Source organism: Sphingomonas aerolata, from assembly GCF_023935825.1.
In the GTDB taxonomy this organism is placed as follows: domain Bacteria; phylum Pseudomonadota; class Alphaproteobacteria; order Sphingomonadales; family Sphingomonadaceae; genus Sphingomonas; species Sphingomonas aerolata.
Genome location: NZ_CP098762.1, coordinates 1,926,182 through 1,952,720, shown reverse-complemented (window position 1 = coordinate 1,952,720; position 26,539 = coordinate 1,926,182). Strand labels below are relative to the sequence as shown.

General features: G+C 64.6%; 22 protein-coding genes. 10 read left to right on the top strand and 12 right to left on the bottom strand.

What is annotated here, in order from left to right:
- Positions 1-28: 28 nt before the first annotated feature.
- The 3 genes from NEF64_RS09035 to NEF64_RS09025 all read right to left on the bottom strand — a co-directional run bounded on the left by NEF64_RS09035 (position 29) and on the right by NEF64_RS09025 (position 2,866).
- Positions 29-790, bottom strand: a complete 762-nt coding sequence (locus NEF64_RS09035) for an SDR family NAD(P)-dependent oxidoreductase (RefSeq protein ID WP_056409893.1) — start codon at positions 788-790, stop codon at positions 29-31.
- A gap of 10 nt (positions 791-800) precedes the next feature.
- Positions 801-2,285 carry a carboxylesterase/lipase family protein gene (locus NEF64_RS09030; protein ID WP_082447109.1) on the bottom strand — a complete coding sequence of 495 codons (1,485 nt, stop codon included), beginning with the start codon at positions 2,283-2,285 and terminating at the stop codon, positions 801-803.
- Between the two features lie 131 nt (positions 2,286-2,416).
- Positions 2,417-2,866, bottom strand: a complete 450-nt coding sequence (locus tag NEF64_RS09025; RefSeq protein ID WP_235516578.1) for an NUDIX domain-containing protein — start codon at positions 2,864-2,866, stop codon at positions 2,417-2,419.
- A gap of 367 nt (positions 2,867-3,233) precedes the next feature.
- On the opposite strand from NEF64_RS09025, the gene NEF64_RS09020 reads away from it, so the two are divergent.
- Positions 3,234-4,361, top strand: coding sequence for an alpha-hydroxy acid oxidase (locus NEF64_RS09020; RefSeq protein WP_252574875.1), 1,128 nt, complete (start codon positions 3,234-3,236; stop codon positions 4,359-4,361).
- 386 nt (positions 4,362-4,747) lie between these two features.
- Positions 4,748-6,595 carry a M61 family metallopeptidase gene (locus NEF64_RS09015; protein WP_056409901.1) on the top strand — a complete coding sequence of 616 codons (1,848 nt, stop codon included), beginning with the start codon at positions 4,748-4,750 and terminating at the stop codon, positions 6,593-6,595.
- Positions 6,596-6,910: 315 nt separating this feature from the next.
- On the opposite strand, the gene NEF64_RS09010 is transcribed toward NEF64_RS09015, so the two are convergent.
- From NEF64_RS09010 to NEF64_RS09000, 3 genes are all read right to left on the bottom strand, one after another.
- A complete protein-coding gene (locus tag NEF64_RS09010; RefSeq protein ID WP_197984667.1) occupies positions 6,911-7,273 on the bottom strand; it encodes an ArsR/SmtB family transcription factor in 363 nt (120 codons plus the stop codon).
- Positions 7,270-7,737: an SRPBCC domain-containing protein gene (locus NEF64_RS09005; protein WP_156360527.1), complete on the bottom strand. Its 468-nt coding sequence runs from the start codon at positions 7,735-7,737 to the stop codon at positions 7,270-7,272. The genes NEF64_RS09010 and NEF64_RS09005 overlap by 4 nt, the downstream gene beginning before the upstream one ends.
- A gap of 231 nt (positions 7,738-7,968) precedes the next feature.
- Complete coding sequence (locus NEF64_RS09000; RefSeq protein ID WP_200912237.1) at positions 7,969-8,643, bottom strand: DUF1349 domain-containing protein; 675 nt, start codon at positions 8,641-8,643, stop codon at positions 7,969-7,971.
- A gap of 86 nt (positions 8,644-8,729) precedes the next feature.
- Here NEF64_RS09000 and NEF64_RS08995 point away from each other — a divergent pair, with 86 nt between their 5' ends.
- Together NEF64_RS08995 and NEF64_RS08990 are read left to right on the top strand one after the other, a co-directional pair.
- Positions 8,730-9,278: a TetR/AcrR family transcriptional regulator gene (locus NEF64_RS08995; protein WP_056409909.1), complete on the top strand. Its 549-nt coding sequence runs from the start codon at positions 8,730-8,732 to the stop codon at positions 9,276-9,278.
- 152 nt (positions 9,279-9,430) lie between these two features.
- Positions 9,431-10,528, top strand: coding sequence for an ATP-binding protein (locus NEF64_RS08990; protein WP_252574873.1), 1,098 nt, complete (start codon positions 9,431-9,433; stop codon positions 10,526-10,528).
- 135 nt (positions 10,529-10,663) lie between these two features.
- On the opposite strand, the gene NEF64_RS08985 is transcribed toward NEF64_RS08990, so the two are convergent.
- Positions 10,664-13,129: a zinc-dependent metalloprotease gene (locus tag NEF64_RS08985; protein ID WP_056409914.1), complete on the bottom strand. Its 2,466-nt coding sequence runs from the start codon at positions 13,127-13,129 to the stop codon at positions 10,664-10,666.
- Between the two features lie 116 nt (positions 13,130-13,245).
- On the opposite strand from NEF64_RS08985, the gene NEF64_RS08980 reads away from it, so the two are divergent.
- The 4 genes from NEF64_RS08980 to NEF64_RS08965 all read left to right on the top strand — a co-directional run bounded on the left by NEF64_RS08980 (position 13,246) and on the right by NEF64_RS08965 (position 16,039).
- Positions 13,246-13,743, top strand: coding sequence for an Lrp/AsnC family transcriptional regulator (locus NEF64_RS08980; protein WP_320466417.1), 498 nt, complete (start codon positions 13,246-13,248; stop codon positions 13,741-13,743).
- A gap of 259 nt (positions 13,744-14,002) precedes the next feature.
- Positions 14,003-14,533: a hypothetical protein gene (locus NEF64_RS08975; protein WP_252574871.1), complete on the top strand. Its 531-nt coding sequence runs from the start codon at positions 14,003-14,005 to the stop codon at positions 14,531-14,533.
- Between the two features lie 49 nt (positions 14,534-14,582).
- Positions 14,583-15,572 (top strand): 2OG-Fe(II) oxygenase, encoded by a 990-nt coding sequence (locus NEF64_RS08970; RefSeq protein WP_252574869.1) that lies wholly within the window; start codon positions 14,583-14,585, stop codon positions 15,570-15,572.
- A gap of 314 nt (positions 15,573-15,886) precedes the next feature.
- On the top strand, positions 15,887-16,039 hold the full coding sequence (locus NEF64_RS08965; RefSeq protein ID WP_252574867.1) for a hypothetical protein: 153 nt from the start codon (positions 15,887-15,889) through the stop codon (positions 16,037-16,039).
- Between the two features lie 198 nt (positions 16,040-16,237).
- Here NEF64_RS08965 and NEF64_RS08960 read toward each other — a convergent pair whose 3' ends face one another.
- From NEF64_RS08960 to NEF64_RS08945, 4 genes are all read right to left on the bottom strand, one after another.
- On the bottom strand, positions 16,238-18,658 hold the full coding sequence (locus NEF64_RS08960; protein ID WP_252574865.1) for an ABC transporter permease: 2,421 nt from the start codon (positions 18,656-18,658) through the stop codon (positions 16,238-16,240).
- A 10-nt stretch (positions 18,659-18,668) separates the two neighbouring features.
- Positions 18,669-21,086, bottom strand: coding sequence for an ABC transporter permease (locus NEF64_RS08955; RefSeq protein WP_252574863.1), 2,418 nt, complete (start codon positions 21,084-21,086; stop codon positions 18,669-18,671).
- A 126-nt stretch (positions 21,087-21,212) separates the two neighbouring features.
- Complete coding sequence (locus NEF64_RS08950; RefSeq protein WP_031395714.1) at positions 21,213-21,893, bottom strand: ABC transporter ATP-binding protein; 681 nt, start codon at positions 21,891-21,893, stop codon at positions 21,213-21,215.
- Positions 21,894-21,901: 8 nt separating this feature from the next.
- Complete coding sequence (locus tag NEF64_RS08945) at positions 21,902-23,185, bottom strand: efflux RND transporter periplasmic adaptor subunit (RefSeq protein ID WP_234387691.1); 1,284 nt, start codon at positions 23,183-23,185, stop codon at positions 21,902-21,904.
- A 126-nt stretch (positions 23,186-23,311) separates the two neighbouring features.
- Between NEF64_RS08945 and NEF64_RS08940 the strand changes: the two genes are divergently transcribed.
- Positions 23,312-24,544 (top strand): sigma-54-dependent transcriptional regulator, encoded by a 1,233-nt coding sequence (locus NEF64_RS08940; RefSeq protein ID WP_031395716.1) that lies wholly within the window; start codon positions 23,312-23,314, stop codon positions 24,542-24,544.
- 103 nt (positions 24,545-24,647) lie between these two features.
- Entirely contained in the window at positions 24,648-25,751 is a 1,104-nt protein-coding gene (locus tag NEF64_RS08935) for a sensor histidine kinase (RefSeq protein ID WP_082447110.1), read from the top strand.
- A 152-nt stretch (positions 25,752-25,903) separates the two neighbouring features.
- Here NEF64_RS08935 and NEF64_RS08930 read toward each other — a convergent pair whose 3' ends face one another.
- Positions 25,904-26,440, bottom strand: a complete 537-nt coding sequence (locus NEF64_RS08930; protein ID WP_082447111.1) for a J domain-containing protein — start codon at positions 26,438-26,440, stop codon at positions 25,904-25,906.
- Positions 26,441-26,539: the final 99 nt, after the last annotated feature.

Below are 26,539 nucleotides of genomic sequence, written 5' to 3'. Positions count from 1 at the left end.
CGGCTCGCGTACTTCGCCGATCGGTACGCTACCAGCAGCTATAGCCGCCATCGGCGAGCACGATGCTGCCGGTCATCAGACTGGCCGCGTCCGAGGCAAGAAAGGCGACGATCGCCGCCACTTCTTCAGGTTCCCCCAGGCGCCCCTGCGGCGTACCGTCGATCCAACGCTTGTACATCTCCCCCTCGCGGTCCGCGAAGCTGTTGAGGACGGTGTTGATATAGGTCGGCGCGACGGCGTTCACGCGCACACCGCGCGGCGCCCATTCGGCCGCGAGGCTCTTGGTGAGCTGATGCACCGCGGCTTTGGATGCGTTGTAATAGCTTTGCGGTTGCGGCCGGTTGACGATGAAGCCGCTCATCGAACCGACATTAACGATCGCTCCCTTCCCTGCCGCCAGCATGTGCCGTCCAAAGGCGCGTGCACACCAGAAGGTGCCGTTGAGATTGACGTCGAGCACGTTCAGCCAATGCTCGTCGGCGACGTCCTCAGCGGCGGTCTCGCTCCGCGCGATGCCGGCATTGTTGACGAGAATGTCGATCGCCCCGAGCTGATCGGCCAGGGCGGTGACCTGTGCAGCGTTCGTCACGTCCATCACATGGCCGTCGACCGCATGGCCCTTGTCCGCAAGCGCAGCTCGCCCCGCCGCGATCGCCGTCGCGTCGCGGTCGGCTAACGTCACGTGTGCGCCCATTTCGGCTAACGCCTCGGCACAGGCGAGACCGATCCCCGCCGCGCCACCCGTCACGACGGCACGACGGCCGGTAAGCTTTAGTCGTTCGAGATACATGACCGGTCCTTCACGGCAGATAGGGTGCGGCGGGCATGACGGGCTCATGCCGCGCCTCCTGCCGGACCAGCGAATAGACCTGGCGAGTCTCGGCATCGAACTCGGCCCAAGGCAGGCTGCCGTCCGTTGCGAAGCGGATCCACAGCGCGTGGATCCGGTTGGCGAGGTCTTGCGGCGGGTTGGGTCCGCACAAGCCCTGCTCGCCGGTTGCGGTCGCCAGCGTATCGAACACGAACGGCAACTCCATCCCGTGCGACGCACCGAGTTGGCCGCCGAACATCGGCGAACGCCAGTCGAACTCGTACATGTGCGTGCGCCCTTGGTGCGCCTCAGCAAACCTGCGCGCGGGCCAGCGAAAGACGAGGTCGTTCATCGCGTCGGTCAGCGCCTGGCCGGGCTTCCTGCCCTTCGTCCCGATACCATATGCCTTCAATAGCTTGCGGGCATGCGGTTGCGACTTGTGGAGGACATAGGTTGCCAGCAGCCGCCCGATCTTGTCCCGCACGCCGGTCGGGACGAGGTACAGGTTCATCTCTTCCGCGTTGGTGCCGATCAACAGGTCGACTTGCGCGCCCGCACCGTTCGCTAGCGCATCGAGCGGACGCTGCGGCAGCACGTCGTCGCCGTGGACGGGGACGAAGCGGCTGATCCCGAACACTGGTTCGTGCCCGCCCTCATCGCGCAGATCGATCCGTGCGGTCGGCGCGGATACCGCCTCTACCGCGTCGATCAGCGCATCGTACGGCACGCTGCCAAAACCACTGACGTCGGGAGTGATCTTCAGGATCTTCGCCAGCTTCTTCACCAGACGCTGCATCACCGGCACCGAGCGCGTCATCCCGCCATGCCCGCTCTGAACGATCGCGCGCCGGAACAATCCCCTTGAAAGCGGGGATGCCATCAGGTCAGCGATCGCCATCGCGCCGGCGGATTCGCCGAACACCGTGACGTTGCCCGGATCGCCGCCGAACTGGGTTATGCCGTCCCGTACCCACGTCAACGCCGCGATCATGTCGCGGAGTCCGAGGTTGGTCGGCACGCCCGGGATCGGCAGGAAGCCGTCCACCCCCATCCGATAGTTGATCGCGACGCAGATCACGCCGTCGCGCGCGAAGGTGCCGCCGTCCTGCACGGGCGCATCCTTGCTGCCGATCACGAAGCCGCCGCCGTGGATGAACACCATCACCGGCAAGCCGGTCCGGTCGTCATCGGGGCGCCAGATATTCGCCGTCAGATATTCATCGCCCGACACCCAGCCTTTGCCGATCAGCGGTACGATATCGAGGCCGGGAAATGCCTTGGTCCGCTGCGGCGCGTTGGGTCCGGCCACCGTCGCGTCGCGCACCCCGGGCCACGGCGTGACCGGTTGTGGCGGCGCGAACCGGTTCGCACCCACCGGCGCCGCGGCGTAAGGCACGCCGAGGAACCGTAGAACACCGCCCGCAGCGTTTCCCTGCACGATACCGTCGGCGGTGGAGACCATAGGTTCGCTCACGATATTCTCTCCTTCCGATCCGCAGCAGCGGTCGGAGGCAAAGGTAGCAGCCGCGGGACGCCCGTCTCGAACTCAGGCTATGCCAATCGTTGTTTTGATCGTGCCGTACGGCGGGCCAGCACCCGCCCGCGTTACCAGGCTCCAGTTCCAGTCGCCCCCTGCCGGTATTCGGCGATGCGCCGTCGGGTCGCCGGGGATGTAGTTTCAGGCAGCTCGTCCCCCGGGAACCAGTCAGCCTGTTCGATCTCTTGCAGATCAGCACAACCCAGGATTCTGCTTGCTGCCGTTCGCACGATAAAGATCACGATATGATCGTCCTTGCTCTCTCGGCGACTGTGATAGACGCCCAGCACCCGCTCGATAACCGGGTCCGCAATCGCCACCTCCTCGGCAAGCTCCCGCACAAGCGCGGCGGCGATACTTTCGCCCTTTTTCACGCCGCCGCCCGGAAGATACCATTGATCGACATAGGTATGCCGCACCAACGCGACCCTCTCGTCCGGACCCAGCAACACAGCGCGGACACCGATCGTGCGCGGCCGGCTGATCCGCCATACCAGCCTTGCTACGCTGCCGACCATCCGATGATGTATCCCCACGCGCTCGTTTCCCTGCCTGTAGTCGACGCTTCGCAGTGGTATCCCAGAACAGGGCCGTGCGCTCCAAATGCCTTCGGTGCGCACAGTCGTGCAGCGGCCTTGCACAGTAATTGGTTTCGTCGCCTGCCCCGAATGCGCGCAGACTGCGACAGCTCTTCTGATATCCGGATCACGGGGACGACGCGTCGGGATCACGTCTGCTCGCCGTGCTTGCCATCCCGGACATCGGCGAGGGGCCAAGACGTGGGAGAGTGATGGTGAATCAGGGTGCGCAGCTGTTGGCGATAAAGACGCGGGCACGGCCATGAGGCAGCTTCACCGGGCGAACAATGTTGCTGACCTGCGCCTCATGGCACGCAAACGGTTACCGCGACCGATCTTCGACTATATTGACGGTGGCGCCGACGACGAAGTGTCGCTGCGCCGAAACGTCACCGCATTTTCAAACTACGAGCTGGTGCCGGACATACTGAACGACGTTTCTGCAGTCCGGACCGGCACGACGCTGTTCGGACAACCATCGCGCTGGCCACTGATGCTGGCGCCGACGGGGCTCACCCGGATGTTCCACGGCCATGCCGAACTGGCCGTCGCTCGGGCTGCTGCGCGTCACGGCATAGTGTACAGTCTGTCGACGATGGGAACGACGCGGCTGGAAGACCTTGCCCAGGCATTCGCCGGACCGAAGGTTTTCCAGATCTATATCTTCAAGGACCGCGGTCTGACCGCAGAGTTCGTCGCGCGTTGCCGGGATGCAGGCTTTCACGGGCTGGCGCTGACCGTCGACACGCCGGTCGCCGGCAACCGCGAGCGAGACAGACGTAGCGGACTGTCCCTGCCGCCCAAGCTGACGCTGAAGTCGTTACTGAGTTTCGCGCGGCATCCGTCATGGTCGCTGCCTGCGCTGACAGGGTCCAAGTTCGATCTCGCGAACGTGAGCCACAGGATCGACGCGCTCGCGTCGGGACCGATGAGCCTGTTCGATTATATCGGCGGCCAGTTCGATCGGTCGGTCGGTTGGCGCGACGTCGAATGGCTCGCACGCGAGTGGAACGGGCCGCTCGCGATCAAGGGCGTGATGACACCCGAGGACGCGCGACGTTCGATCGCGTCGGGCGCGACCGGCGTGATGGTATCGAACCACGGCGGACGCCAGCTCGATGGAGCGCCCGCCCCGATCGACCAGATCGCAGCGGTACGCGACGCGGTTGGCGGTGGGCCGGACGTCATCTGCGACGGCGGCATCCGACGCGGCTCGGACGTGGCGAAGGCGTTGGCGCTCGGGGCAACCGCCTGTTCGATCGGGCGCCCCTATCTGTACGGCCTCGCGGCCGGCGGAGAAGCAGGCGTCGATCGCGCTCTGACGTTGTTGACAGAAGAGTTCGAGCGCACGTTGATGCTCGCCGGCGTGAACGATGCAGCAGCCCTGTCACGTGGCCATGTTCGGACTCGGGAGAACCGGCGTGATATGGCGTAGCTCTCGACTTGAATGAGAGCGCCATGTTCGCTTGCGCTACTGGGCAGGCTCAATGATGCGTGTGTATCCGACGCCTGCCGCCTTGGCCGGATCTGATCTGTTTCTGCATAACTATACTCAAGAGACCACCCTAACGCCTTGATGTAACCAACCAAAGTTGAGGCTCTTTCCCCAGTTTGCTCCCAAGTCAGATTCGCCCCCAAGACCGGTCGGTCCGACAGCTTTCAGCGTCTCGCAACTCCGGACGCTCGTTCATATCCGTCACACAGTTACGCGATAATCTCGGCTTTAGGTCTTTGCCGCCGTTCCTCCTCGGCTGGCGGGAGCATTGACAAGGTGAATGTCGATCGATCCTAGGTGCCGATAGACGATCCGGGGGACCAGCCATGAAGACGATTTTCGCGACCTGCACCGCCACGCTGGCGTTGCTCGCCGGCCCCGCGATTGCACAGACCAAGGCGCCAGCGGTGACCCGGTACGAGATCGCTTTCCCCAACGCGGTCCATCATGAGGCACAGGTGACCGTCACCTGGCGCGACCTCGGACCGGCCCCCTTGCGCGTCCAGATGTCGCGCTCCTCACCCGGCCGCTACGCGATCCACGAATTCGCCAAGAACGTCTATTCGCTCGCCGCCAAGGATGGCCGCGGTCGCGCGCTCGCGATGACGCGGACCGACCCCTATGGCTGGACGATTTCCGGGCACGACGGGACGGTAAGCGTCACCTACACGCTGTTCGGCGATCACGGAGACGGCACATATGCGCAGATCGACGCGACCCACGCGCATCTTAATATGCCCGCGACCTTTTTGTGGGCGGTCGGGCAAGACGCGCGCCCGATCAGCGTCCGGTTCGTGCCCTTCGACACCAAGTGGAAGGTCGCGACCCAGCTCCAGCCGACCGGCGACCCCTACACCTTCGCCGCGCCCAACTTCCAATATTTCATGGACAGCCCAACCGAGCTGTCCAATTTCGATCTGCGCGAATGGCAGGTCGAAGAGGGACCGACGCGCGCCACTATCCGGCTCGCGGTCCATCACGACGGCTCGCCCGCCGACCTCGATCGCTTCGCCGCCAGCGCCAAAAAGGTCGTCGCGCAGCACATAGCGATGTGGGGCGAACACCCCGCCTACGACTTCGGCACCTACACCTTCATCGCCGACTATGTGCCGCAGATCAGCGGCGACGGCATGGAGCATCGCAACTCGACGATCATATCGCAGCCGCGTTCGTTCACCGCGGCGAATTTTGCGCAGATCGACACACTCAGCCATGAATTCTTCCACAGCTGGAACGTCGAGCGCATCCGCCCTGCCGAGCTCGAACCGTTCGACTTCACCCGCGCCAACCCGACCCCGTCGCTCTGGCTTGCGGAAGGGTTCACCCAATATTACGGGCCGCTGATGATCCGCCGAGCGGGCGAATCCGCGATCGACGCGTATCTGCGCGGGGTCGGCTCTACCGTCAACGCGCTAACCACTGGCACCGCCCGCCGTTACGGCGGTCCGCAGGAAATGAGCCTGCGGGCGCCGTTCGTCGATGCGGCAAAGTCGATCGACGCGACGAACCCCAACATCTTCGTGTCTTACTACACCTATGGCGCCGGCCTCGCGCTCGCCCTCGACCTGACATTGCGCCAGCGTTACCCGGGCATCACGCTCGACACGTTTATGCGCCACCTGTGGCAGACCTTCGGCAAGCCCGAGCGCCCCTATACCCGCGCCGACCTTTCTCGCGCGCTGGGCGAGGTGACGAAGGATCCCGCCTTCGCGGACGCCTTCTTCAGGACCTCGGTCGATGCCGAGGCGCTCCCCGACTATGCTCCCCTGCTCGACCAGGCGGGTCTGAAGCTCCGTCCCGCCAACCCGACCGCCGCGTGGCTCGGCAACGTCCGCCTCAAGACTACCGGCACCGACGTCCGCATCGACGGCGCGCCCGCCCCCGATACTCCGCTCTACCCCGCCGGCCTCGACAACGGCGACCAGATCGTCAGCCTAGGCGGGACGGTGATCACCAGCGATGCTGACGCGGCTGCGGCGCTTGGCCGTTACAAACCCGGCCAGACCGCCGACATCACCTACCGCCAACGCGGCCTCGACCGCCGCGCCACGCTGACGTTCCTCGCCGACCCCACCGTCGAGGTGGTCCGCTACGAAACCGCAGGGGTTAAACCAACCGCCCAACAACTCGCGTTTCGCGCCGCGTGGCTCGGGCCGGATGTAGTGGCCAACTAGGCAGGATCGACACTCAGGGTTTCAAATGCGCTGAAGGCTGATCCATGGATGTCTGTGGGAATCGGCAGCGAATGCATTTGAGCAAGAAAACTCAGATTATAGTCAGACGACGATAGAGGCGACGACGGAGGAGAAAACTGTCGGGCGGCTTAGAGACCGCGAAGACCCAGTTGCGGACGTTCGCGGGCTCTTTCGGCTTCTCAACTTCGGCCGCTCGTTCATGTCGCAAAAGCGCCGATCCGAGCGGCTTGGTTTGGGACGAAGCCGCCATTCGCGGTGATAACCCGAACGACAGCTCTAGGCAGAAGCCGACGTTCAGGCGCAGTCTTTGTTGGAAACGATGCCACTGATCAAATCATCAAGGCGGTTCAGCCGCTCGTTCCATTCCTGACGGTGATAGTCGATCCAATCCTGCAACGGCGCGAGCCCGGCAGGATCGAATTGACAGGTGCGCACCCGTCCAAGCTTGGTCGAGCGGGCGAGCTTGGCTTCCTCAAGCACGGCGAGGTGCTGGCCTATTGCCGTCTTGCTGATCGCCAGTACCGCAGCGAGTTCCGAAACGCTCGCGGGCCGCTCCGCAAGATGACTCACCATCCGACGGCGATTGGCGTCACTGAGCGCATGAAACAGAAGGTCGACCCTCGGCGAGCGGACAGACTCTTCGGCAGGCTGCATCATGCGGGCTGCAGTTCCGAAGCCATCGTGTCGAGCAGGAAGTCCCACCCCATCCGGCGCATTGCCGGGCCGTCGGCGCCTTCGAAATAGACCGCCTGGTGCGTCAGCAAGACCTCGCTCTTGTCGTCGAGCGGCGCAATTTCCACGGTGACCACGGCAGCAGATACGCGGGCCTGATCGACGTCGAGCGTTTGGAAGAACACGATCCGAGCGTTATCGACGATCTCAGCATAGGTTGAGGTCCAGCACAGCTGCTTTCCCGCGATAGGAGTGCCTGGCAGCATCCTGGCGGTGAGCTTCTCCTCACCGCCCGGACGAAAGTCGAAGCTGTAGGACAGTGGCTCGTGTCCGGGACTGGCGGCGTACCACCTGCTCTTGCGGTCCTGAAAAGCGAAAGCGCCGAAAATCGCGGGCGGAGCGGCATCGCAGGTTTTGCGGATTTCGAAGGTATCGTGTGTGATGGTCATCGACTCGCCCCTCAGTGAAGCTTTGACTTCACTAACTTTCAGGAGCCTTTTGGTCAAGTCTGTACTTCACTATTGCGCCCGCGACTGTTGGATCGGCGATGGCCACGGGAGGACCGAGGTGTCACCGGCACCGATGGTTGTCACGCACCGTTCAGGCGGGCAGGCCTTTTTCGCGATCACGATCGCTGTCGATGCGCGATTATAGCGGTCGAGCCACCCAGCGGCGCGCGATCAACTCAGGTCGTGGAGGTCCTTGCCCAACGGGGCTGTGATGCTCAGGTCCGAGAAGTGCACTTCCAGTCCGGCACGTTCCGGCGTGCAGGCCATCGGTCCAACCTGATAGGCGGGGGCGATCGGAAAGGGTGCCAGTCTGACCAAAGGCCACGTCTTGCCGTCCGCTGAGACCTGCAACCGCAGAACGCCCTTGGCGACCGTCGCGCGCATCCAGAAATCCTGCGCGTCATGCTCGTAGGGGCCGGTCGCCCAGTCGGACTTGCCATCGGTCAGCACGCTGCTCAGCATGGCGCGCCCGTCGGACAATTCGATCCCCGCCTTGACCCAGCGCCGTTCGTCGACCCGCACCATGATGCCGGCCTGATCGTAGAGTTTCTGATACTGGCCGCGAATGCGCAATTGGGCGGTGAACGCGGCAGGCGCGGTGAAGCCGAGAAAATGACCGCTGTCACGGGTGAAGCCGTAATGCGTCTCGCGCCAGAAATCGCTGCCCTTGTCGGTGACGAGCGTAAGGTCTCCGCCGGGTGCGGCCTTCCAGGCCTTGGGCGCATTCAGCCAGCGACCGTCACGGCGCCCAAGCGCCGGTGTAGCCGGGCCCTGCGCGGTCGCGACGCCGGCATTTCCCGCGATCGTCAGCGCCGCAGCACCACCGATCACCGCTCGCCTGCTCACCCGATCCTCCATCATAGCCGCTGCCTTCCAATCACCCTCAATGTTATGTACATATGTACACATGCCGAGATCGAGGTAAAGAGGCGATGACCCAACAGTCCCGGCGCAACGATCCGACACGGCGGCAGCGCATCGTCGATGCGACGCTAGGAGTTATTGCCGATCTTGGAACCGCGGCAACGACTCATCGCCGCATCGCCGAGGCGGCGCAGGTGCCGCTCGGCTCGGTCACCTATTATTTTGCGACGCTGGAGGACCTGCTCACGGCGGCCTTCCTGCAACTGGCGGCGGAATCCTCTGCGGCGTTCCGCGCGCGCCTGGCGTCCGCGACGGACCGCGCAGAGGCGTGTACGGCAGTCATCGACATCATCGCGAACCAGGTCTGGGCGGAACCGCGCACGTTGTTATTGAGCTACGAACTCTACGCCTTCGCGGCCCGGCACCCACCGGTCAGCGCGGTCATGCAACATTGGATGGACAGCAGCCGAGGCGCCTTGGGCCGCTTCTTCGACCCGCTCACGGCGCGCGCGCTCGACGCGCTGATCGAGGGTATCGGCATCCACAATTCGATCGATCGCGCCCCCCTAAAGCGCGATGCGATCAAGACCATCGTCGAGCGGATAGCCGGGTGTTAGCCGGTCCGATCCATCCGGGTACCCCAGCGCAAATGGCGCGACGGTCAGGGTCAAGCCGATGCATGAGGCATCACTGCCGCATGACCGCAATCGATGCCCCCTTTCACGCGCGCGCCGCTCCGGGCTAAGGCGCGGTGCGCAGGAGATTATTCATGACAACAGCACCGGTCGCCCTTCTCTACCAAGCGCTTGCACCACCGCTGATCGACGGACTGCGAAAGGACGCGAAGCCGGGCGGATATTCAGATGGCGGCGCCGACATTGCTTTCGCCTTGCGGACGGCTGGGGTGGATGTTGTCACACCCGCCTCCGCGCCAGACCCTTCAAAGGCACTCGACTGGGTATTCCCGGACACGGCCGAGGGCATCCGTAGCGCAGGCGCGGCCGGCGCATCGGTCCTGTGGGCGAACACGGTCTTGTTCGAAGGGCATCCGCTCGAGACGGCGATGGTCGACTTCGACATCGTCGGGCAGCTTCCTGCGGCGATGCAGGCGTTCGACGACAAGTTCGAGACCAACCACCTTCTTGCCAAAGCTGGCCTGCCGGTAGCACGATCGTTTCTGCTGTCTGGCACGGCGAAGGAGAACGTCTGCGCGCTCGCCGATGTCGAGCACGCGTGCGCGTCCCGCGGCATGTCCTTTCCGATGATCGTCAAGCCGGTGCGTGGCCGTGGTAGTCAGGGCGTAACCCTAGTAGAGAGCCTCAGTGAGCTGCGCGATGCGGCGACTGCGTTGATCGCAGCCGCCACCTTCGGCGACATGCTGATGGTGGAAGAATTTCTCGATGGTGACGAGATGACCGTCACCCTCATGCCGCCCGCGTCCCCGCGCCCGGATGGTTCGTGGGCACCAACGCACTGGGCCCTGCCGCCCGTGTACCGCTTCGATCAGCGCGCCGGCGTAGCACCTTATAATGGCGACGTTCCGGTCACCGCCAACAGCATCGCAATCGCCCCGGAGCGACTACTCGATCCGGCCATTGTGGCGATGATCGACAGCTGCGTCTCGGCAGCCGCGCTGGTCGACGCGCGCACCGCGATCCGGATCGATTGCCGGGCCGATCGTGATGGTCTGTTCAAATTGTTCGACCTGAATATGAAACCCAACATGACGGGGCCGGGCCGCGCGGGCCGCGAAGATCAGGATTGCCTCTCGGCGATCGCCGCCCGCGCCAACGGTTGGCGCTACGTCGATCTCTTGCAGGCGATGCTTGCTGCCAGATGGAGGCTCGAGCCGCTGGAGGGAGCTTAGCTAAGAACGTCGGCTACGGGGCGCGGGAGTACCGGCCCATGCTTCCCGCCAGACCCGCAAGCGGTCGTCCAAAGCGTTCGTTTCACCTCCCGACTTCCGACATTCGTTCATCTCAATCCGGCATGATCGGATCGCTTAGTCGTCGAACCAGCCCGTATCGCCACCGATCGGCATGCCTGGCGGAATCGTCGGCACCGCGCGGCGCTTGTCGAGTTCGCGCGTCAGCCGGTCCTCGTCGGTCAGGAGCAGCGCGACGTGCCGGCTCCAGGCGCCATCCTCGTCGCTGCCGGCCTTGGCCAGTCGCGTCGCGATCCCGCGCAGCCGATCGCCGAGCAGCGCCGCGACGTCGGGCGACGTCGCATCGTCGCGGGCCGTGGCGGCCAGCGTCATGATCGTCCGATAGGCCACCCGGCGACCAACCGCGTCACGCCGTGCCGTGACGGTGGCGGCGATCAGCCGGTCGAGCAGCGTGTCGACGCCGGGCATTCCCGGGTCGCGGCGATGCTGTTCGTACACCCGCGCCAGCCGCGCCGGCGCCAGCAGCGAATCCAGAGTAACCTGCGCGGCGACATCGGCTGCGACCAGCGGGTCGAACGCGGCGGCGCCCGCATTGCGGAACACCTCCTGATCGAACTGCACGTCGCTGCGTCCGTTCATCGGCGACGACAGCGGCATCACCAGCGTCGCGGGCACGGTCAGCGCATCGGTCGAAAGCGTCGAGAGCAAGGCGGCGATCGCCGCGTCCTGCGTGCCGGCGGCGACCGGCGCGGCGGCCGGATGATTGTCGCCCGCGACCGCATAGGCATAGTCGATCCCGCCGACCAGCTTGCCCACCGCGTCGATATCATAGCGATGCAGCAGCCATACCGGCACGAACTTGCGCCGCAGATCGGACAGCGCCTCGCCACTGCGCAACACGCCGGGACCGAACTGCGCGATCGCGATGCGGCGAACCGCCATCATGTGGTTGAGCGAGGCGACCGGATCGGGGCCGTCATCCCACATGCTGCCCCAGGGGCTCGGCGTATCCGACGCGCGGCCGTCGATGTCGGTGATGAAGCGGACGCCCTTCGCCTGGATCGCGAGCGCCTTGGCCCGCGCGGCCACGTCCGGATTGGTACCGGGTGCGGCATCGGCATACAGCCAGTCGACGGTGAAGTCGTCCCACACCCCCCCGCCCTTCGCATAGGCGTCCGACAGGTCGATGCGGCCATCGGTCAGCTTGATGCGCGGTCCGGGGTAATCCATCACCGTCGTCCGGTCCTGCGTGCTGCCCGCGAAATTGTGCATGAAGCCGATCGCATGGCCGACCTCATGCGCGCCGAGCTGGCGGATCCTGTCGAGCGACGCCCTGACCGGATCATTGCCGCTGCCGCTGTTGGTCTGCGCGGCGCCGACCAGCCCCTCGAAAATCGCCATGTCCTGCCGCACGCGCAGCGCGCCGATCACGACATTGCCCTTGATGATCTCGCCGGTCCGCGGATCGACGATGCCGCCGCCATAGGACCAGCCGCGCGTCAGCCGGTTCGACCAGTTGACCATGCTGTACCGCACGTCGAGCGGATCGGCGCCGGCGGGCAGGATCTCCGCCCGGAACGCGTCGATCAGCCCGGCCTTGTCGAACGCCGTCGCCCAGTAATTGACGCCCTCCAGCAACGCGGCGCGGATCGGCTCGGGCGCGGCGCGGTCGATGTAGAAGATGATCGGCTTCTTGACGCGGGAACGGGCGGCGGCCGGATCGACCTTTTCCAGCCGGAACCGGTTGGCGGACTGCTGGACGACATCCTCGCCCAGCGGCGTCCCATAGTCGTAATATTGGTTACCCCCCGCCGCCGACCGGATGTCGAACTTGCGCGAGACGAAGCCGGGCGCAGGCAGCCGGACGAAGCTGTGGTGGACGGTGAAACCGATCTGCCGCGGCTCCGCGGCGATGCGTTCCACCTCGCGGCCCGGCGTATCGGTCTGATAGGTCTGCAGCGCATCGACCTCGATATTGTCGGGGAAGACCTTGACCGACCCGGCATCCGCGACGCTGAGCGCATCGATCAGGCGGAACCCCTTGCCCGCCGCCGATCCGCCGCCCGCGCCGGCCATCGCCCAGCTCGCGTTCAATGACTGGGCGATCCCCACCGTGTCGCGCGTCAGGAACGGGGCGATGTCGACCGTCACGCCGCCATCGGCTTCGGTCGCGACGATGTCGAGCATCGCCATGATGCTTGTCGGGAAGCTGGTGCGCCCGCCTGCCGCGACGCCGTCGTCACCGCTCGCGCGGAACTGGTGGTTTTCGAACGTCACCGCGACCTTCTTGCCGATCCGCCGGAACGCGACGATGTGTTCGGGCCCCAGCATCCCGCGGTCGAGCCGCAGATTGGCCGAGCCGATACCCGTCCGGAGCGAGGTCGCGTAGAGGAACCGTCCCGACGCTCCGTCCGCATCGGCGGCGGGCAACGTGACGAGGATCCGCCCCTCGGCTGGCAACGCCCTCACCGGCAGCAGCGCCGCCTGCGTCGCCGCCCGCGCGACCTGCTGCGCCGCGACGGGTCCGCCCCCGCTCGCTGCGGCCACCAGCCCGACCGTCGTACCCCAGATGATCCTGCGCATCGCCTCGTCCCCCAATTGCTGCCATGCAGCAAACTAGCATGATCCAGGTTGCGGTATCCGGCGATATTGCGCAGTTTCGAAGCCTGGGTGACGAAATTCGGCAATAATCGGGGTGAATGATGCACGAAACCGAAAACAATCTTGTCGATCCTACCGATTACCGGCTTCTGCGCGAATTGATCCGCGATGGCCGCGCATCCGACGTGATGCTCGGCGAGCGCATTCATCTTTCGAGCACCGCGACCGCGCGGCGTCGCAAGATCCTGGAGGAAAACGGCGTCGTCGCGGGCTACACCGCGAAGCTGAACATGGCGAAGCTGGGGTTCAGCATTACCGCGATGGTCTCGATCGAGCTCAGTTCGCAGGCCGAACATGTGCTGAACGAATTCGAATCCGCGGTGATCCTGTGTCCGTCGATGTCGTTCTGCAGCTTCGTGTCGGGCGAGGTCGACTTCATCATGATCGTGCATGTCCGGTCGTTCGAGGACTACGACCGTGTCTATCGCCGCGAACTGTCGATGCTGCCGCATGTCGCCCGGATCCGCAGCAGCTTCCTGATGCGCGAGGTCGCGCAGCGCTCGGTCGCACCGGCGGCGGTCAACGATCAAAGGTAACGTTCAGCGCGCCGATATCACAACTTAATAATATCCAGCACGCCGTAAACCATCAATGGTTGCCCAGAACCTCACCGATTCCGCAAAAGTAACATAGATTTCTTCGTCAGATTGCGAGGAAGCGGCAGGCGGCATCTGATAGTCTCCGGGTCGGAACAGGACCGGGATACCCGGCCATCGAGTCCAACAGGCAGGAACCAGCGAAAACATAAACGAGGGGATATCTGGACGGCACCCGATCACCTGAAGGGGGCTCTCCATGACTGTTCTGTATGGCGCCGACGCCGGCGCCTTCTCGATTCGCGCCCGGCCGACTGCCCGCTTGAAAACCGCCAGCCTCGTCAGCGTGGGCGTGCTGGCGCTGTGCACAGACCCGACGCGACCAGACTTTGAAACGCGTATTCTCGGTCAGCTGGGCGATCCTAAGGACGAGTTCACGTTCAACGCCGATCTGACACTTGGACAGTTCACCGTAGGTTATGGCGCGCATTACATCGGACCGATGTTTACGACGGCCTATGCCAACCTTTACCCGATCAACGGCAATCCGGCGCAGAACGTCGATGTAAACGACATCCGGCGCTATCCAGACGTCGTGTACCACAATGTGCGCGCCTCGGTGCAACTCGGCTCGGATACGACAAACCGCAAGGGCATGGAGTGGTTCGTAGGTATCGACAATCTGGGGAACCGTAAGCCTCCGTTGGGCACGACTGCGACTGGGGCAGGTAGCGCCATCTACGAAGTCATTGGGCGGAGCTTCTTCACCGGCGTCCGAGCAACGTTCTGATAACTATGAGGGGCGGGAGTTTCCCCGCCCCTCACTGACTGGTGACAATATGACGCATGCCGATATATTCGCGTCGGCTCTTCGCTTTGCCAAAAACGGCCAACCTGAGCGGGCCATCGCGACGTTCGAAAAGGCCGGTCAGCTCGGCGATGCTTCTGCTATGGCCGAGCTGTCCACGTGGCTACTACGAGGCGACCTGATACCGCGTGATCTATCGCGTGCGCGCGCGGCGTTGCGCCGGACGGTAGAGATCGGGCATGTTGATGCGGCTCTTCTCGAAGCGGCTTTGACAGCCAATGGCACGGGCGGGCCGTGTGACTGGCGCCGCGCAGTCGGTTTATTGGAGACCGCAGCGAAAACAGATCCGGTTGCGAACCAGCACATCGAGATCATCCATGCGATGAAGCTGGATGCGAACGGCTATCCGCGGCACCTGCCCCCAGCAGAGGTGCTTTGTCGATCTCCATATGTGGTTCGGTTCCGCGGCGCACTGACCCAAGCTGAATGCCTCCACATCGCAGGTGCAGGGCATCCTCTTCTGGAACCCTCCGTCGTCATTGATCCCGTGACACATCGGGCGATTCCGCATCCTATCCGTACATCTGTCAGCGCGACGATAGGCCCGGCCCAGGAAACGCTGCCAGTGGCTGCATTAAACCGTCGTTTTGCTGCGCTGACGCAGACACCGTTACAGAACGGTGAACCCTTGCAGATATTGAAGTACGCGGCTGGCCAAGAATACAAATTGCATTCTGACGCGCTGCCGGGTGCAACTAATCAAAGGACTGTAACAGCGATCGCGTACTTGAATGACGGTTTCGGTGGAGGTGAGACGGAGTTTCCTTCCGCTAATCTCCGCATAACTCCCCGTGCTGGAGATATTATCGCATTCACAAGCATCGGAGCAGACGGGGCTCCAGATCCGCTAGCGCGTCATGCTGGTTTGCCAATTTCAGGCGGTGTTAAATGGATAGCAACGCGTTGGATCCGCCAAGCACCCTTTAACGCCTGGATGCCTAGTATATCCTCCCGCTCGTGAATAGTTAGCATCCCCGCAACTGCGTATGCCCCGCCTGAAGCAGCAATAGGCAATTACGCCAAGCCGCTCGCGCTCTACTATGTGCATCAAAGTGCGACAACTTGCTACAATTGGTCCGGCCGGTTGCTCTGCCTACCCGGAACGCCTTACGAGGGCAGCGGCATCGTCGATTTCACAGAGTGCGCGGAAGTTAGGGCATCCAAAAAGAGCGATCTCGTTGTTCTAAAATGATTGTTTAGCCCGAAGCTACATTGAACTGCTTGAGGATTTGGCGCGCATTTCGGCCGATAGCTCAGGCACTAAATGCTAAACTTATGCGCGACGGAAACGCACGATTGCTGGGGACCGATAACGGCGGTCGAGACGGCATCATCGTGATGAACGGATGTCCGCTTTGGGAATTGCAGATTTCCCACCGCAACGTCCGGCTGTGGGCGGAGCTGCCCGGCAGCGCGGGGCTGATATGACCCATATGCCGACATTCAAGGTGTCCTACCGCCTTCTCAACTTCAGACACTCATTCATCTTCACGCTGCGCTGAGCTTGACACATTCGACCTACACCTCGTCCAGTCGCTTACCTTAATCGGACCGTTGGCGTCACGGTGGTCGGCTAATTGGGCATGCCATTGCGCACCGGGCAGCAAACCCGCCTGCCTCAGCCTCCTAGAACTGGCGCAGCGCGCGCGCGGGTTCGGCCCGTGCGACGCGCCATGCCTGGCTGGCAACCGTCGCCGCCGCGATGACAAGCGCCAGCACGCTGGCACCGACGAAATAGTAGGGTGAAAGGTCGATACGGTCGTCGAACGCGCTCAGCCAATGCGACATCGCGAACCACGCGATCGGCCACCCGATCACGTTCGCCAGGAGGACCGGCTTGAGGAACTGGACCAGCAGCAGCCGCATCACGTCGCTGGTCGAAGCTCCCAGCACCTTGCGGATACCGATCTCCTTGACCCGCCGCATGGTATCGAACGCTGCCAGACCGTAGAGCCCGAGGCACCCGATCGCTACCGCTAGCACCGCACCGGCTGTAAACAACCGCGACCGCTGCACGTCCTGGCGGTAATAGGAGTCGTACAGTTTCTGGTCGACCGTCGTGGCTGCTGGTGGAACCGCCGGCGCGATGCGGCGCCACGTCGTTTCCAGCCGCCCCAGGACGGTTGCGGCATCGGCCGAGGTACGGATCACCACGATGGCGCGATAGCCACCGCCAGGCCGATAGCTATAGGCGAACGCCTCGACTGGCTCGCGCGGCGTCCCGAAGCGCATATCGGCGATCACACCGACGATCCTCACCGTGCCGCCGTCGAGCGAAACGATCTCGCCGATCGCTTCGCCGGCTCGTGCGAACCCCAAGCGTCGAGCAGCAGTACGATTAAGCATGATGTTCGCCACTCTTCCCGCCAGGGACCCGCTTCCGGCGCCGCCATTGCCGATGTCCAGTGCGAAACGATCCGGATCGAAGGCTCGACCTGCCAGCAGCCGGGCTCGGTAGGTGTCGAAGAAATGCTCGCCGACCGTAGCCTGGACGATCATAGGCGGCTCGCCTGTCGCGCCGGGGCGTTTCATTTTGGCGATCGCGAACGTACCGCCGCCGGGCACGACGCCGCTCGTCGTGATGCCTGCAACCCCGCGGGTCTTGCCCATCGCATCGACCAACCGGGCACGTTGCCCCGGATCGAGCGCGGGATCGCCATAACCGCTCATCATGATCAGGCCGTCGCGCCCGAAGCCGATATCCGCCTGCTGGACATGCCGGGTCTGGGCGAACAGCACCGCCGTCCCGATCATCAGCGCGACGGCGATGCCGAACTGGGTGACCACCAGTGTCTTGCGCAGTCGTGCGCCCGCGCGATCACCGCCGGGAGTCCGGGCCGCGGCAAGCACGCCCGCGGGCAGGAACCGGGATATCACGAAGGCCGGGTAGAACCCTGCGAACAGCGTCACCAGCCCGGTCATCGCCACTATCGGCGGCAGGATAGACCCCGACCCCCAATAGGCACCCTCCCAATAAACAATGGACAGATCGGTGCCGCCGATCGCGTTGACGAACGGCAGTGCAATCTCGGCAAGCGCCAGCCCGATCAACGCCGCTATCGTCACGGCGGTGAGTGCCTCGCCGAGCAATTGCCCGATCAGCATCCGCCGGGTCGCACCCACGACCTTGCGCATCGCGATTTCCCGCGCCCTGAGGCCTGCGCGCGCGGTCGCGAGATTGACGTAATTGACCACCGCCAGCAACAGCGCGACGATCCCCACCCCGCCCAGCACGGCAACGACCGTGCCGACCCCGTCGCCGGCAAGATGGCGCCCGGAGAGCGGCACGATGCCTTCCTTCAAGAATTGACGCGCTTCGGGATTGAAACCGGGATCGGGATGGCGCCGCATGAATGCACCGATCCGATCCGCCGTCGCAGCGTCAGGGAGAGCCAGAAACGTCACGACACCATTGCTGTTGGATCGGGAATCGTCGCCGAGTTCGGCCGGGATCGCCGCGAACAGGACACTGGCGTACGTCTGGTTCTTCGGCAGGTCGGCGATCACCGCTCCGACCCGGTAGGTACGCGCCTTCCCGTCAATCGCGACCGTCAGCGTCCGCCCGAGAGCGCTTGTCCTGCCGAAATACCCCTTCGCGACGCTTTGGGTGACGACAATCCCATCCGGGCGAGCGATCGTGCTCGCGGTATCGCCCTCGACGACGGGAAACGGAAAGATCCGAAAGTAATCGCGGTCGACCAAGGCCAGTTTGTGCGTGGTGCTTGCATTCCCGGTTAGCACCGTCGCGGTGTCGTAGGGCGTCATCCGCGCCGCGACGAGATCGGGGAACGCAGCCGCCAATTGACCGGAAAGTGTAGGCGAAGACGGGATCTGCACCTCGGGGTTGCCGGGAAACTGGATCGTGCGCTCGATCGTCCAGACCCGCTCCCATCCCGGCAGCACGCGGTCGTAGTTGGTCTCGAACCGGACGAACAACATCAGTACCAGGAACACCGCGATTCCGAGCGCGAGCCCGCCGATGTTGAGGATGGCGTAGAGCCGATGCCGGGTGAGCGAACGGTACAACGTTAGGAAGGCTGAGGACATCGATCGGCCCCTATTCGTGGCGCAGCGCGCGGGCGGGTTCGGCACGGGCGACACGCCACGCTTGGCCGAAGACGGTGCCGCTCGCGATCAGCACCGCGGCAAGCGAGGCGCCGACGAAGAACAGCGGCGACAGCGCGATCCGGTCGTCGAACCCGCCGAGCCAGCGCTGCATCGCTACATAGGCGAGCGGCCACGCGACGAGGTTGGCGAGGATCACGGGTCGCAGGAACTGCCCGATCAACAGCCGCAACACCTCGGCGGTCGAGGCGCCGAGCGTCTTACGGATGCCGATCTCCTTCACCCGCCGTGCGGTGTCGAACGCCGCCAAGCCGTAGAGCCCGATGCAGCCGATCAGGACCGCCAGCACCGCGCCGATCGTGAACAGTCGAGAGCGTTGCGCGTCCGCCTTGTAATAGCGCTGGTACAGATTGTCCTCGACCGAGCGCGCTTCGAAGGGAACGCCCGGCACGACGCGCTTCCACGCCGCCTCGAGTGCCGCCATCATCGTCTTCGCATCGCGGCCGGCATAGCGTACCCCCGCGAACGGCGAGAGGATATCGACGGTGTTGTAGGTGTAGGCGACCGGCGTGACGGCATCGCGCGGGCTCCTGAAGCGCAGGTCGTCGACTATGCCGATAATCGTCGAGTCCCGTTCGCCATCGTTGATCGCCTGCCCCAGTGCCGCGGCCGGCGACGCGAAGCCCAATGCGGTCACCGCCGTCCGGTTGATCATCACATTGGGCCCGGCCCGCTTGCGTTCGGCCGTCGTCAACAGGCCGCGGTCGTCGGCATGCGCGGCGTTGAACAGGCGCCCCGCGACGAGACGTGCGCCGTACACGCGGAAATAGTCGCGACCGGTGCCGACATCCATCAACGATATCTTGCTGCCCGACGCGCCTGCACGGCTGTATCCCGAGAAATTGGTCGTGCTCTGGTCGCCCGGGGCATTGTTGGCGACGGTGACGCCGGTGACGCCGGGGGCCGCCGCGAGGCTGCGCAGGATCGCCGCGCGCTGTGGGGAGTCGATCCCGCCAGTCATCAGCGAGCGGACGATTATCAAACCGTCGCGACGAAACCCGAGATCGGCGTCACGAATATGCTCGGTCTGGCTGAGCATGACGCCGGTAGCGATGGCGAATGCGATCGCGATCGCGAACTGCACGACCACCAACGCGCTTCGCAGCCGGGTCCCGCTACGCCCACCACCAGGTGCTCGCGTCGAGGCGAGCACCGCGGCGGGGCGAAACCCCGATAGTACGAACGCGGGATACAGCCCCGCGACCAGTGCTATGCCCAGGACCAGCAGGACCAGCGGCAGGACGACGCCGTCCCATCCGACGTAGCGGATCGCCAGTGTCGTTCCGCCAAGCGCATTGATGAAAGGCAGCGCGATCTCGGCAAGCGCGAGCCCGATCAGCGCCGCCACCGCGACCGTCGCCAGCGCCTCGCCCAGGAACTGACGGACGAGCGACCGCCGCGTGCCGCCCAACACCTTGCGCATCGCCACCTCGCGCGCACGCAGCCCGGCACGCGCGGTCGCCAAGTTGACGTAGTTCACGATCGCGATCAGCAGCGTCAGCAAGCCGACCGCACCCAGCGTCGTGACGATCGCACGATCGCTGGGACTATACAGATGCATCGCGGTGAGCGGCCTCAGCGACTGGAAATACTCGCCTTTCTTGAGATTGCCCCCGGCATAAGCGTGGCGATCGAGAAAGGCTGGCAATTGCGCCTCGAACGCCCGCGCTGCCACCGCATTGGGAAACCGCAGGAACGTGGTCAGCGACGCGCTGCCCCAATGCTCCCACCATTCGTTGCCGAAGCGAGTCCGTGAGATTTGCGCGAACATCTCGCTCTTGAAGGTGACGTCATCGGGCATGTCGCGCAGCACCGCCCCGACCTTGTAGGGATAGGTCGTCCCATCGATCGACAGTTGCAGCGTCCGGCCGATCGCCGACTGGCTCCCGAAATATTTCCGCGCGGTTTTCTGCGTGACCACCAGGCCGTTCGGATCGGCGAGCGTGGCCGCTGGATTCCCCTCGATCGCGGGAAAGCGCATGAGATCGAAGAAGTTCGGGTCGACCGTGCCCAAGTCCTCAGCGGTCGCCTGCCCGCCCTGCTGCACCGTCGCCGCCATGTTCATGTAGCGCGTGCCGACCAGCTGCGGGTAATCCGCCTGCAGGATCTTGAGTTCGCTGCCCATCGTGTTCGGATTGGTGTCCGCCGGATAGCCCGGCATTACATAGCGCTCCTCCATCACCCACAATTGGTCTTGCTGCGGCAATACGCGGTCGTACCCGGTCTCGAACCGGACAAAGAGGAACAAGACGAGGAACGTCGCGATCCCCAGTGCGAGACCGCCGATGTTGAGCAGGGCGAACAGTCGGTGATGCGCGAGCGAGCGATAGAGACTGGTGAGTGCGGACATGGCGGTTCCTTCAGGCGTCGCTTGCAGCATCGGGGCCGGGCTTGGGGCCGGACTTGGTCGCGGCGAGATGGCGGACGAGGACCACCACGAGCAGCATCAGCACGAGCATCTGGAGCGAGCGTCGCATCAGGCGGCACGCCGTGCCGACGACAGGATGCGGCCATCGAGCATGTGCACCGTCCGCTTGGCGATATCGGCGTGCGACGGGCTGTGCGTGACCATCACGATCGTCGCGCCCTCGGCGTTCAGTTGGCCAAGGATGTCCATCACCTGCGCGCCGTTCTCGGTATCGAGGTTGCCGGTCGGCTCGTCGGCGAGGATCAGCCGCGGCTCGCCGACGATCGCGCGGGCGATCGCCGCGCGCTGTTGCTGGCCGCCCGACAATTGATGCGGGTGATGGCGCTGACGGTGGGCGATGCCGACCCTATCCATCGCCGCCGCGACGCGGTCCTTCTTCTCGCGCGCGGGCATCGTCCGATAGGCGAGACCCAGCGCGACGTTCTCGGCGATCGTCAACTCGTCGATCAGGTTGAAGCTCTGGAAGACGAAGCCCAGCCGATCGCGCCGCAGTTTGGCGAGCTCGGCTTCGGGCGCGCGCGCGATGTCGGCCCCTTCGAACAGATACCGACCGTCCGTGGGCCGGTCGATCGTGCCGATGATGTTGAGCAGCGTCGATTTGCCGCACCCCGAGGGCCCCATGATCGCGACGAACTCGCCCGCCTCGACTGCGAGGTCGATGCCGCCGAGCGCAGTCGTTTCGATTTCGTCCGAGGCATAGGTGCGGCTGAGGTCCTGTAACTGGATCATATCGAATCCTATCGGATGAGGAGGGTCTGGAAGGGGGTGTAGGTGCCGAGCGCGGTGGTCACGATCCGGTCGCCGGGGGCGAGGCCGGAGACGATCTCGACCTGATCGGGATTGCGTCGGCCGGTGACGATCGCGCGCCTGACGGCCTTCGCGTTCCCATCGAGCACGAAAGCGGTGGTACCGCCCGCATCGAGCCAGCCGCCCGACAGTGCGACCACCGCCGGACGGTCCGCGCCAAGCACGAGCCGCACGTCGAGTGTCTGGCCACGGTTCAGCCCCGTGGGTGGGCGGCCGCGAAAGCCGAGTTCGACGCGAAACCGGCCTTCGGTGACCTGCGGTAGGATTTTTATGACCGACATCGCATAGCTCCGACCGTCGATATCGGCCGACGCGCCGAGCCCGACGCGGACGCGCCCGAGATAGAATTGGTCGACATCGGCAGTCAGCTTCCACTGTCCCTCGGAATCGATCTGCCCGACCGGGTCGCCGCTCTTGAGCGTCTGCCCGGGCTGCAACGTGAAGGCAGTAAGACGTCCCGCAACCGGCGCGCGCAGCACCAAGGCGGAGAGACTCGCCCGAACCATCGCCAGGCTTTCGCGCAACTGCCGCGCGGTCGCGGCGATGCCGGAGGACTGATCCGCCAGCGTAGCGCCGGCTTCGGCGGTCCCTCGATCAAGCGCAGCAACCCGCGCCTGCTGATACCCGACATCCTCGCGCACCGGATCGATCGCGGCGCGCGTGATGATCCCCCGGTCGAACAGCACCTGCTTCTGCGCGAGCAACGTCCGCGCCTTTGACAGCGCGTTGCGTGCCTCGGCCAGATCGCGCGCGCCGTCCTGCCGGGTGTTCTGGACCGACAGCCGCTGGCCGCTGATCGCGCTCAACTGCCCGACGATCTCCGCCGAGCGGCTGGCCACGTCGAGTTCGAGCGACGGATTGGACAAACGTGCGAGCGGTGTGCCGGCGGCGACCATCGCGCCATCGCTGGTTGCAAGGTCGGCGACCTGCCCGCCGGAGATCGCGGTCACGAACACGGTCCGCAACGGCGCCACCTCGGCGCGGAGCGGCACGAAATCGCGGAACGGCGCGCGCACCACATCGCCGGTACGGATCGCGGCGGCATCGACGGTCAGTGCATTAGCGCCGGGCATCAGCAGCCATAGCAGCACCGCCGCAGCCACCACCGCGATCGCAAGCGCACTGCGCATGATCCGCTTGCGCCGCTTGGCGTGCGGCCGCTCGATACGCCGGTCCATCGCGGCGCCCGTTCCAGGCAAGGTCGTCTCCGTCATGCAGAGAGTGTACGGGACGGAGCGACCAGATCCTAAACTACTGCCAAAGCTGCATAATTCCGTGCTCCGCAGCTGAAGCGCTCACCCTACTGTACCAACTGTCCGTTTCCGGACACTATGACGGCCATGTCAACCGAATCGCACATCCTGGTCATCGACGACGATCCCGACATCGCCAAGGCAGCGCGGCTGTTGCTCGAACGGCACGGCATGCGCGTGTCGACCGCAGCGAACCCGGAGGCGGCCTGGGTGCTGCTCGCCGGCGAACCAATCGACGTCATCCTGCTCGATCTCAACTTCGCGCGGGGACGGACAACCGGCGAGGAGGGGTTCGCGATGCTCGACCGGCTGATCGCAGCGGACGCGCGCGCCGTCGTCATCGTCGTCACCGGGCATAGCGGGATCGCGGTCGCCGTCCGGGCGATGCGCAGCGGCGCGACCGACTTCGTGATTAAGCCCTGGAACAACGAGCGCCTGCTGACCACGGTAGAGCGCGGGCTGGCGCTGCGCCGCGCGAAGCTGGAGACAGCGGCGACACCGCCCGTCCATGACGGCATCCTGCTCGGCGAAAGCGCCGAGATTACGCGCGCGCGCGACTTGGTCGCTCGCGTCGCGCCGACCGCGGCCCCGATCCTGATCCACGGCGCTGCGGGCACCGGCAAGACGCTGGTCGCCCGACTGGTTCATCAGGCCTCGTCCCACGCCGCCCTGCCGCTCATCACGTTGGACGCCGAGGCCGCGGACGCCGCCGTCATCGCCCAGCAAATGGCGGCGGCCGCTGGCGGGTTGTTGGTCATCGACCATATCAACCGCCTGCCTCGTGCGCTCAACGGCGTTCTCCTCTCAGCGCTCGACGGCATCCGCGTCATCGCGACCACGCGACTGGATCGCAACGGCGTTCGGGGGGCGATCGGCGAAGATTTGCTCGACCGGGTCGGAACGATCGAAATCGCCCTCCCGCCGCTCGTCGATCGCGCGGGCGATGCGGCGCTGCTCGCACGCCATTTCCTCGCGCTGTTCGCCTACCGCCACGGCAAGCCCCTCAGACCACTCGATGCGGACGCTGTGCAGGCGATCGCGGCGGATCGCTGGCCCGACAACGTCCGCGGTCTGCGCCAGACGATGGAACGCGCGGTTCTGCTCGGCAATGGCGAGACTTACGCGATCGGCGACCTGCTGCGTCCACCCGGTAGCGCCGAGGCGCAATCGCTCACCCCCGATCTGTCGCTCGCGCGTAACGAGGAAACGCTGATCACCGCAGCACTCGAGCGCCACGCCTTCAACGTCAGCCGCGCCGCCGCACAGCTCGGACTGACCCGCGCGGCGCTCTATCGCCGAATGGCACGCTATGGCCTCTGACCGGACGCGCGCGGTCGTACGCGCGCTGGTAATAGCTGCGGCCGGTGCCGGTGGTGCGGTTGCGGCCACACGCGGTCTGTACGCCACCGCGCTCCTCGCGGCGATGATCGCGATCTGGATCGCCGTACTCGACCTGGTCGATGCTGGTCAGCGCTCGCCGATACCGGCGCCACCAATCCCGACCCCGTCTGCTGGAGAAGAGGAACGGCGCCGTCTGAACGCCTATCTTGACTTGTCGCCTGCGCCCTTGGTCGCACTCGAAGACGGCCGGTTGCGCGCCGTCAACCGTGCCGCGCGGCGATTGCTCGGCGCAGGCGATCTGGTCGTCGATCCGCCTGAGCAGCTCGTTTCCGCGCTCGCCGACACCCGCCCCGGCCGCACCGCCACGATCGAGATCGGGTATGACACCGACATCCGGAGCTTCGCGCTGGCCACCGGCGACCTCGCGCTGGCAGGGCGAATGACGCGGATCGGCGCGCTGATCGACATCGACGCCGAACTGAAGGCCGCCGAGGCCGCGGCGTTGCGCGAGCTCGTCCAGGTCTTGAGCCACGAGATCGTCAACGCCCTCACCCCGATCGCCTCGCTAGCCGAGACCGCGGTGGCGATGCTCGACGATCCGGACCCGATGCTGCCCAAGGTACGTGACGCGGTCGAGACCGTCGCACGCCGCGCCGCCAGCCTGCACCGGTTCGGCGAAAGCTACCGTGGGTTGGCGAAGCTGCCCGCCCCTTCGATAGAGCGTATTCCTCTGGCCGGGTTCGTCAGCGATCTGGCGGCATTGTTTACGACGAGATGGCCGGGAATCGCGTTTACGACCGACCTCCTGGATGCACCGGCCCATCTGCTGGCCGACCCGGATCAACTGACCGCGGCGCTTTGGGCGGTGTTGCAGAACGCAGCCGAGGCGTTGCACGGCTCTTCCGACGCGCGGGTCACGCTCGCCATCTCTGCCCTCGTCGGCCAAACGCAGTTTACGATGACGGACACCGGCCCCGGTATTCCAACCGCAAACCAGGTTGACATCTTCCGCCCCTTCTTCACCACCAAGACCGAGGGCACGGGCGTGGGTCTGGCGCTCGCCCGGCAAATCTTCCGGGGGCACGACGGCGATCTCAGCCTCGCAGTTTCTCTCCCCGGTAAAACGCGGTTCGACGGCGTCGTCCCTTCCGGTCCGACCAGCTTAACAGGCGTCAGCAAATACTAATGCGTTGACACATCAATAAAACCGGAAGGACCTAGAAGCAGACGTCCCCGCCCCCTTCTCAGCTTCCCAACTTCGGCCGCTCGTTTATCTTCGCGTTACGACCGCTTTTGGCGCCTGCCCTGCGAACTCGAAAGTCGCGACTGGGCAATAGTTTAGGAAGCAGGCTGTCCAAGTTCGAGTTTTGTGCCCAATGAGCCGCGGATGGCTTTTGCGGGGGGCTCAGGCGCGGGATTAGCGGCGACGCTACGTCGAACCGTAGGCGCCAATCCGGATTCCTCATTCCACAGAACCAGGATTGTAGCGATCGGTGCGGCGGTGAGGATCAGCAGGAAAAGGCCCATCAGCCATTCGTTGGTCTCTAGCGGCTGCGAGAAGCTACCGCTGGGCTGCATCGACGGACTAGGTCCCATCGGGCGCCTGCCGGCTTTCCTGGGGTGAAACGGGCGGTCCGCGGTCGCTCGGTGGGCAGACAGCCTGATCTGCGACCGATCATAGGCGGCGCGTGCTTCCTTCTTTCCCAAAACGGAATACGCCTCGTTGATCTCTTTCGCACGAGCAGAAACATCCACACCATGATTGGCGTCGGGGTGATATTGACGGAGCAGCGCTTTCCACGCGCTGTGGATAGCTTCGCGACTTGCCGTCGAGGGCACCCCTAGAACAGAATAATAGTCGGGTGAGAGAGCCATCTAGCTGTTACTTGCGGCTAAAACGCGAAAAAGAAAAGTCCGCCTGGCGCGTGATCTTAACCTGGCCTTCTCGGTGATCCAAAGGGTGGGTTTAGGCGC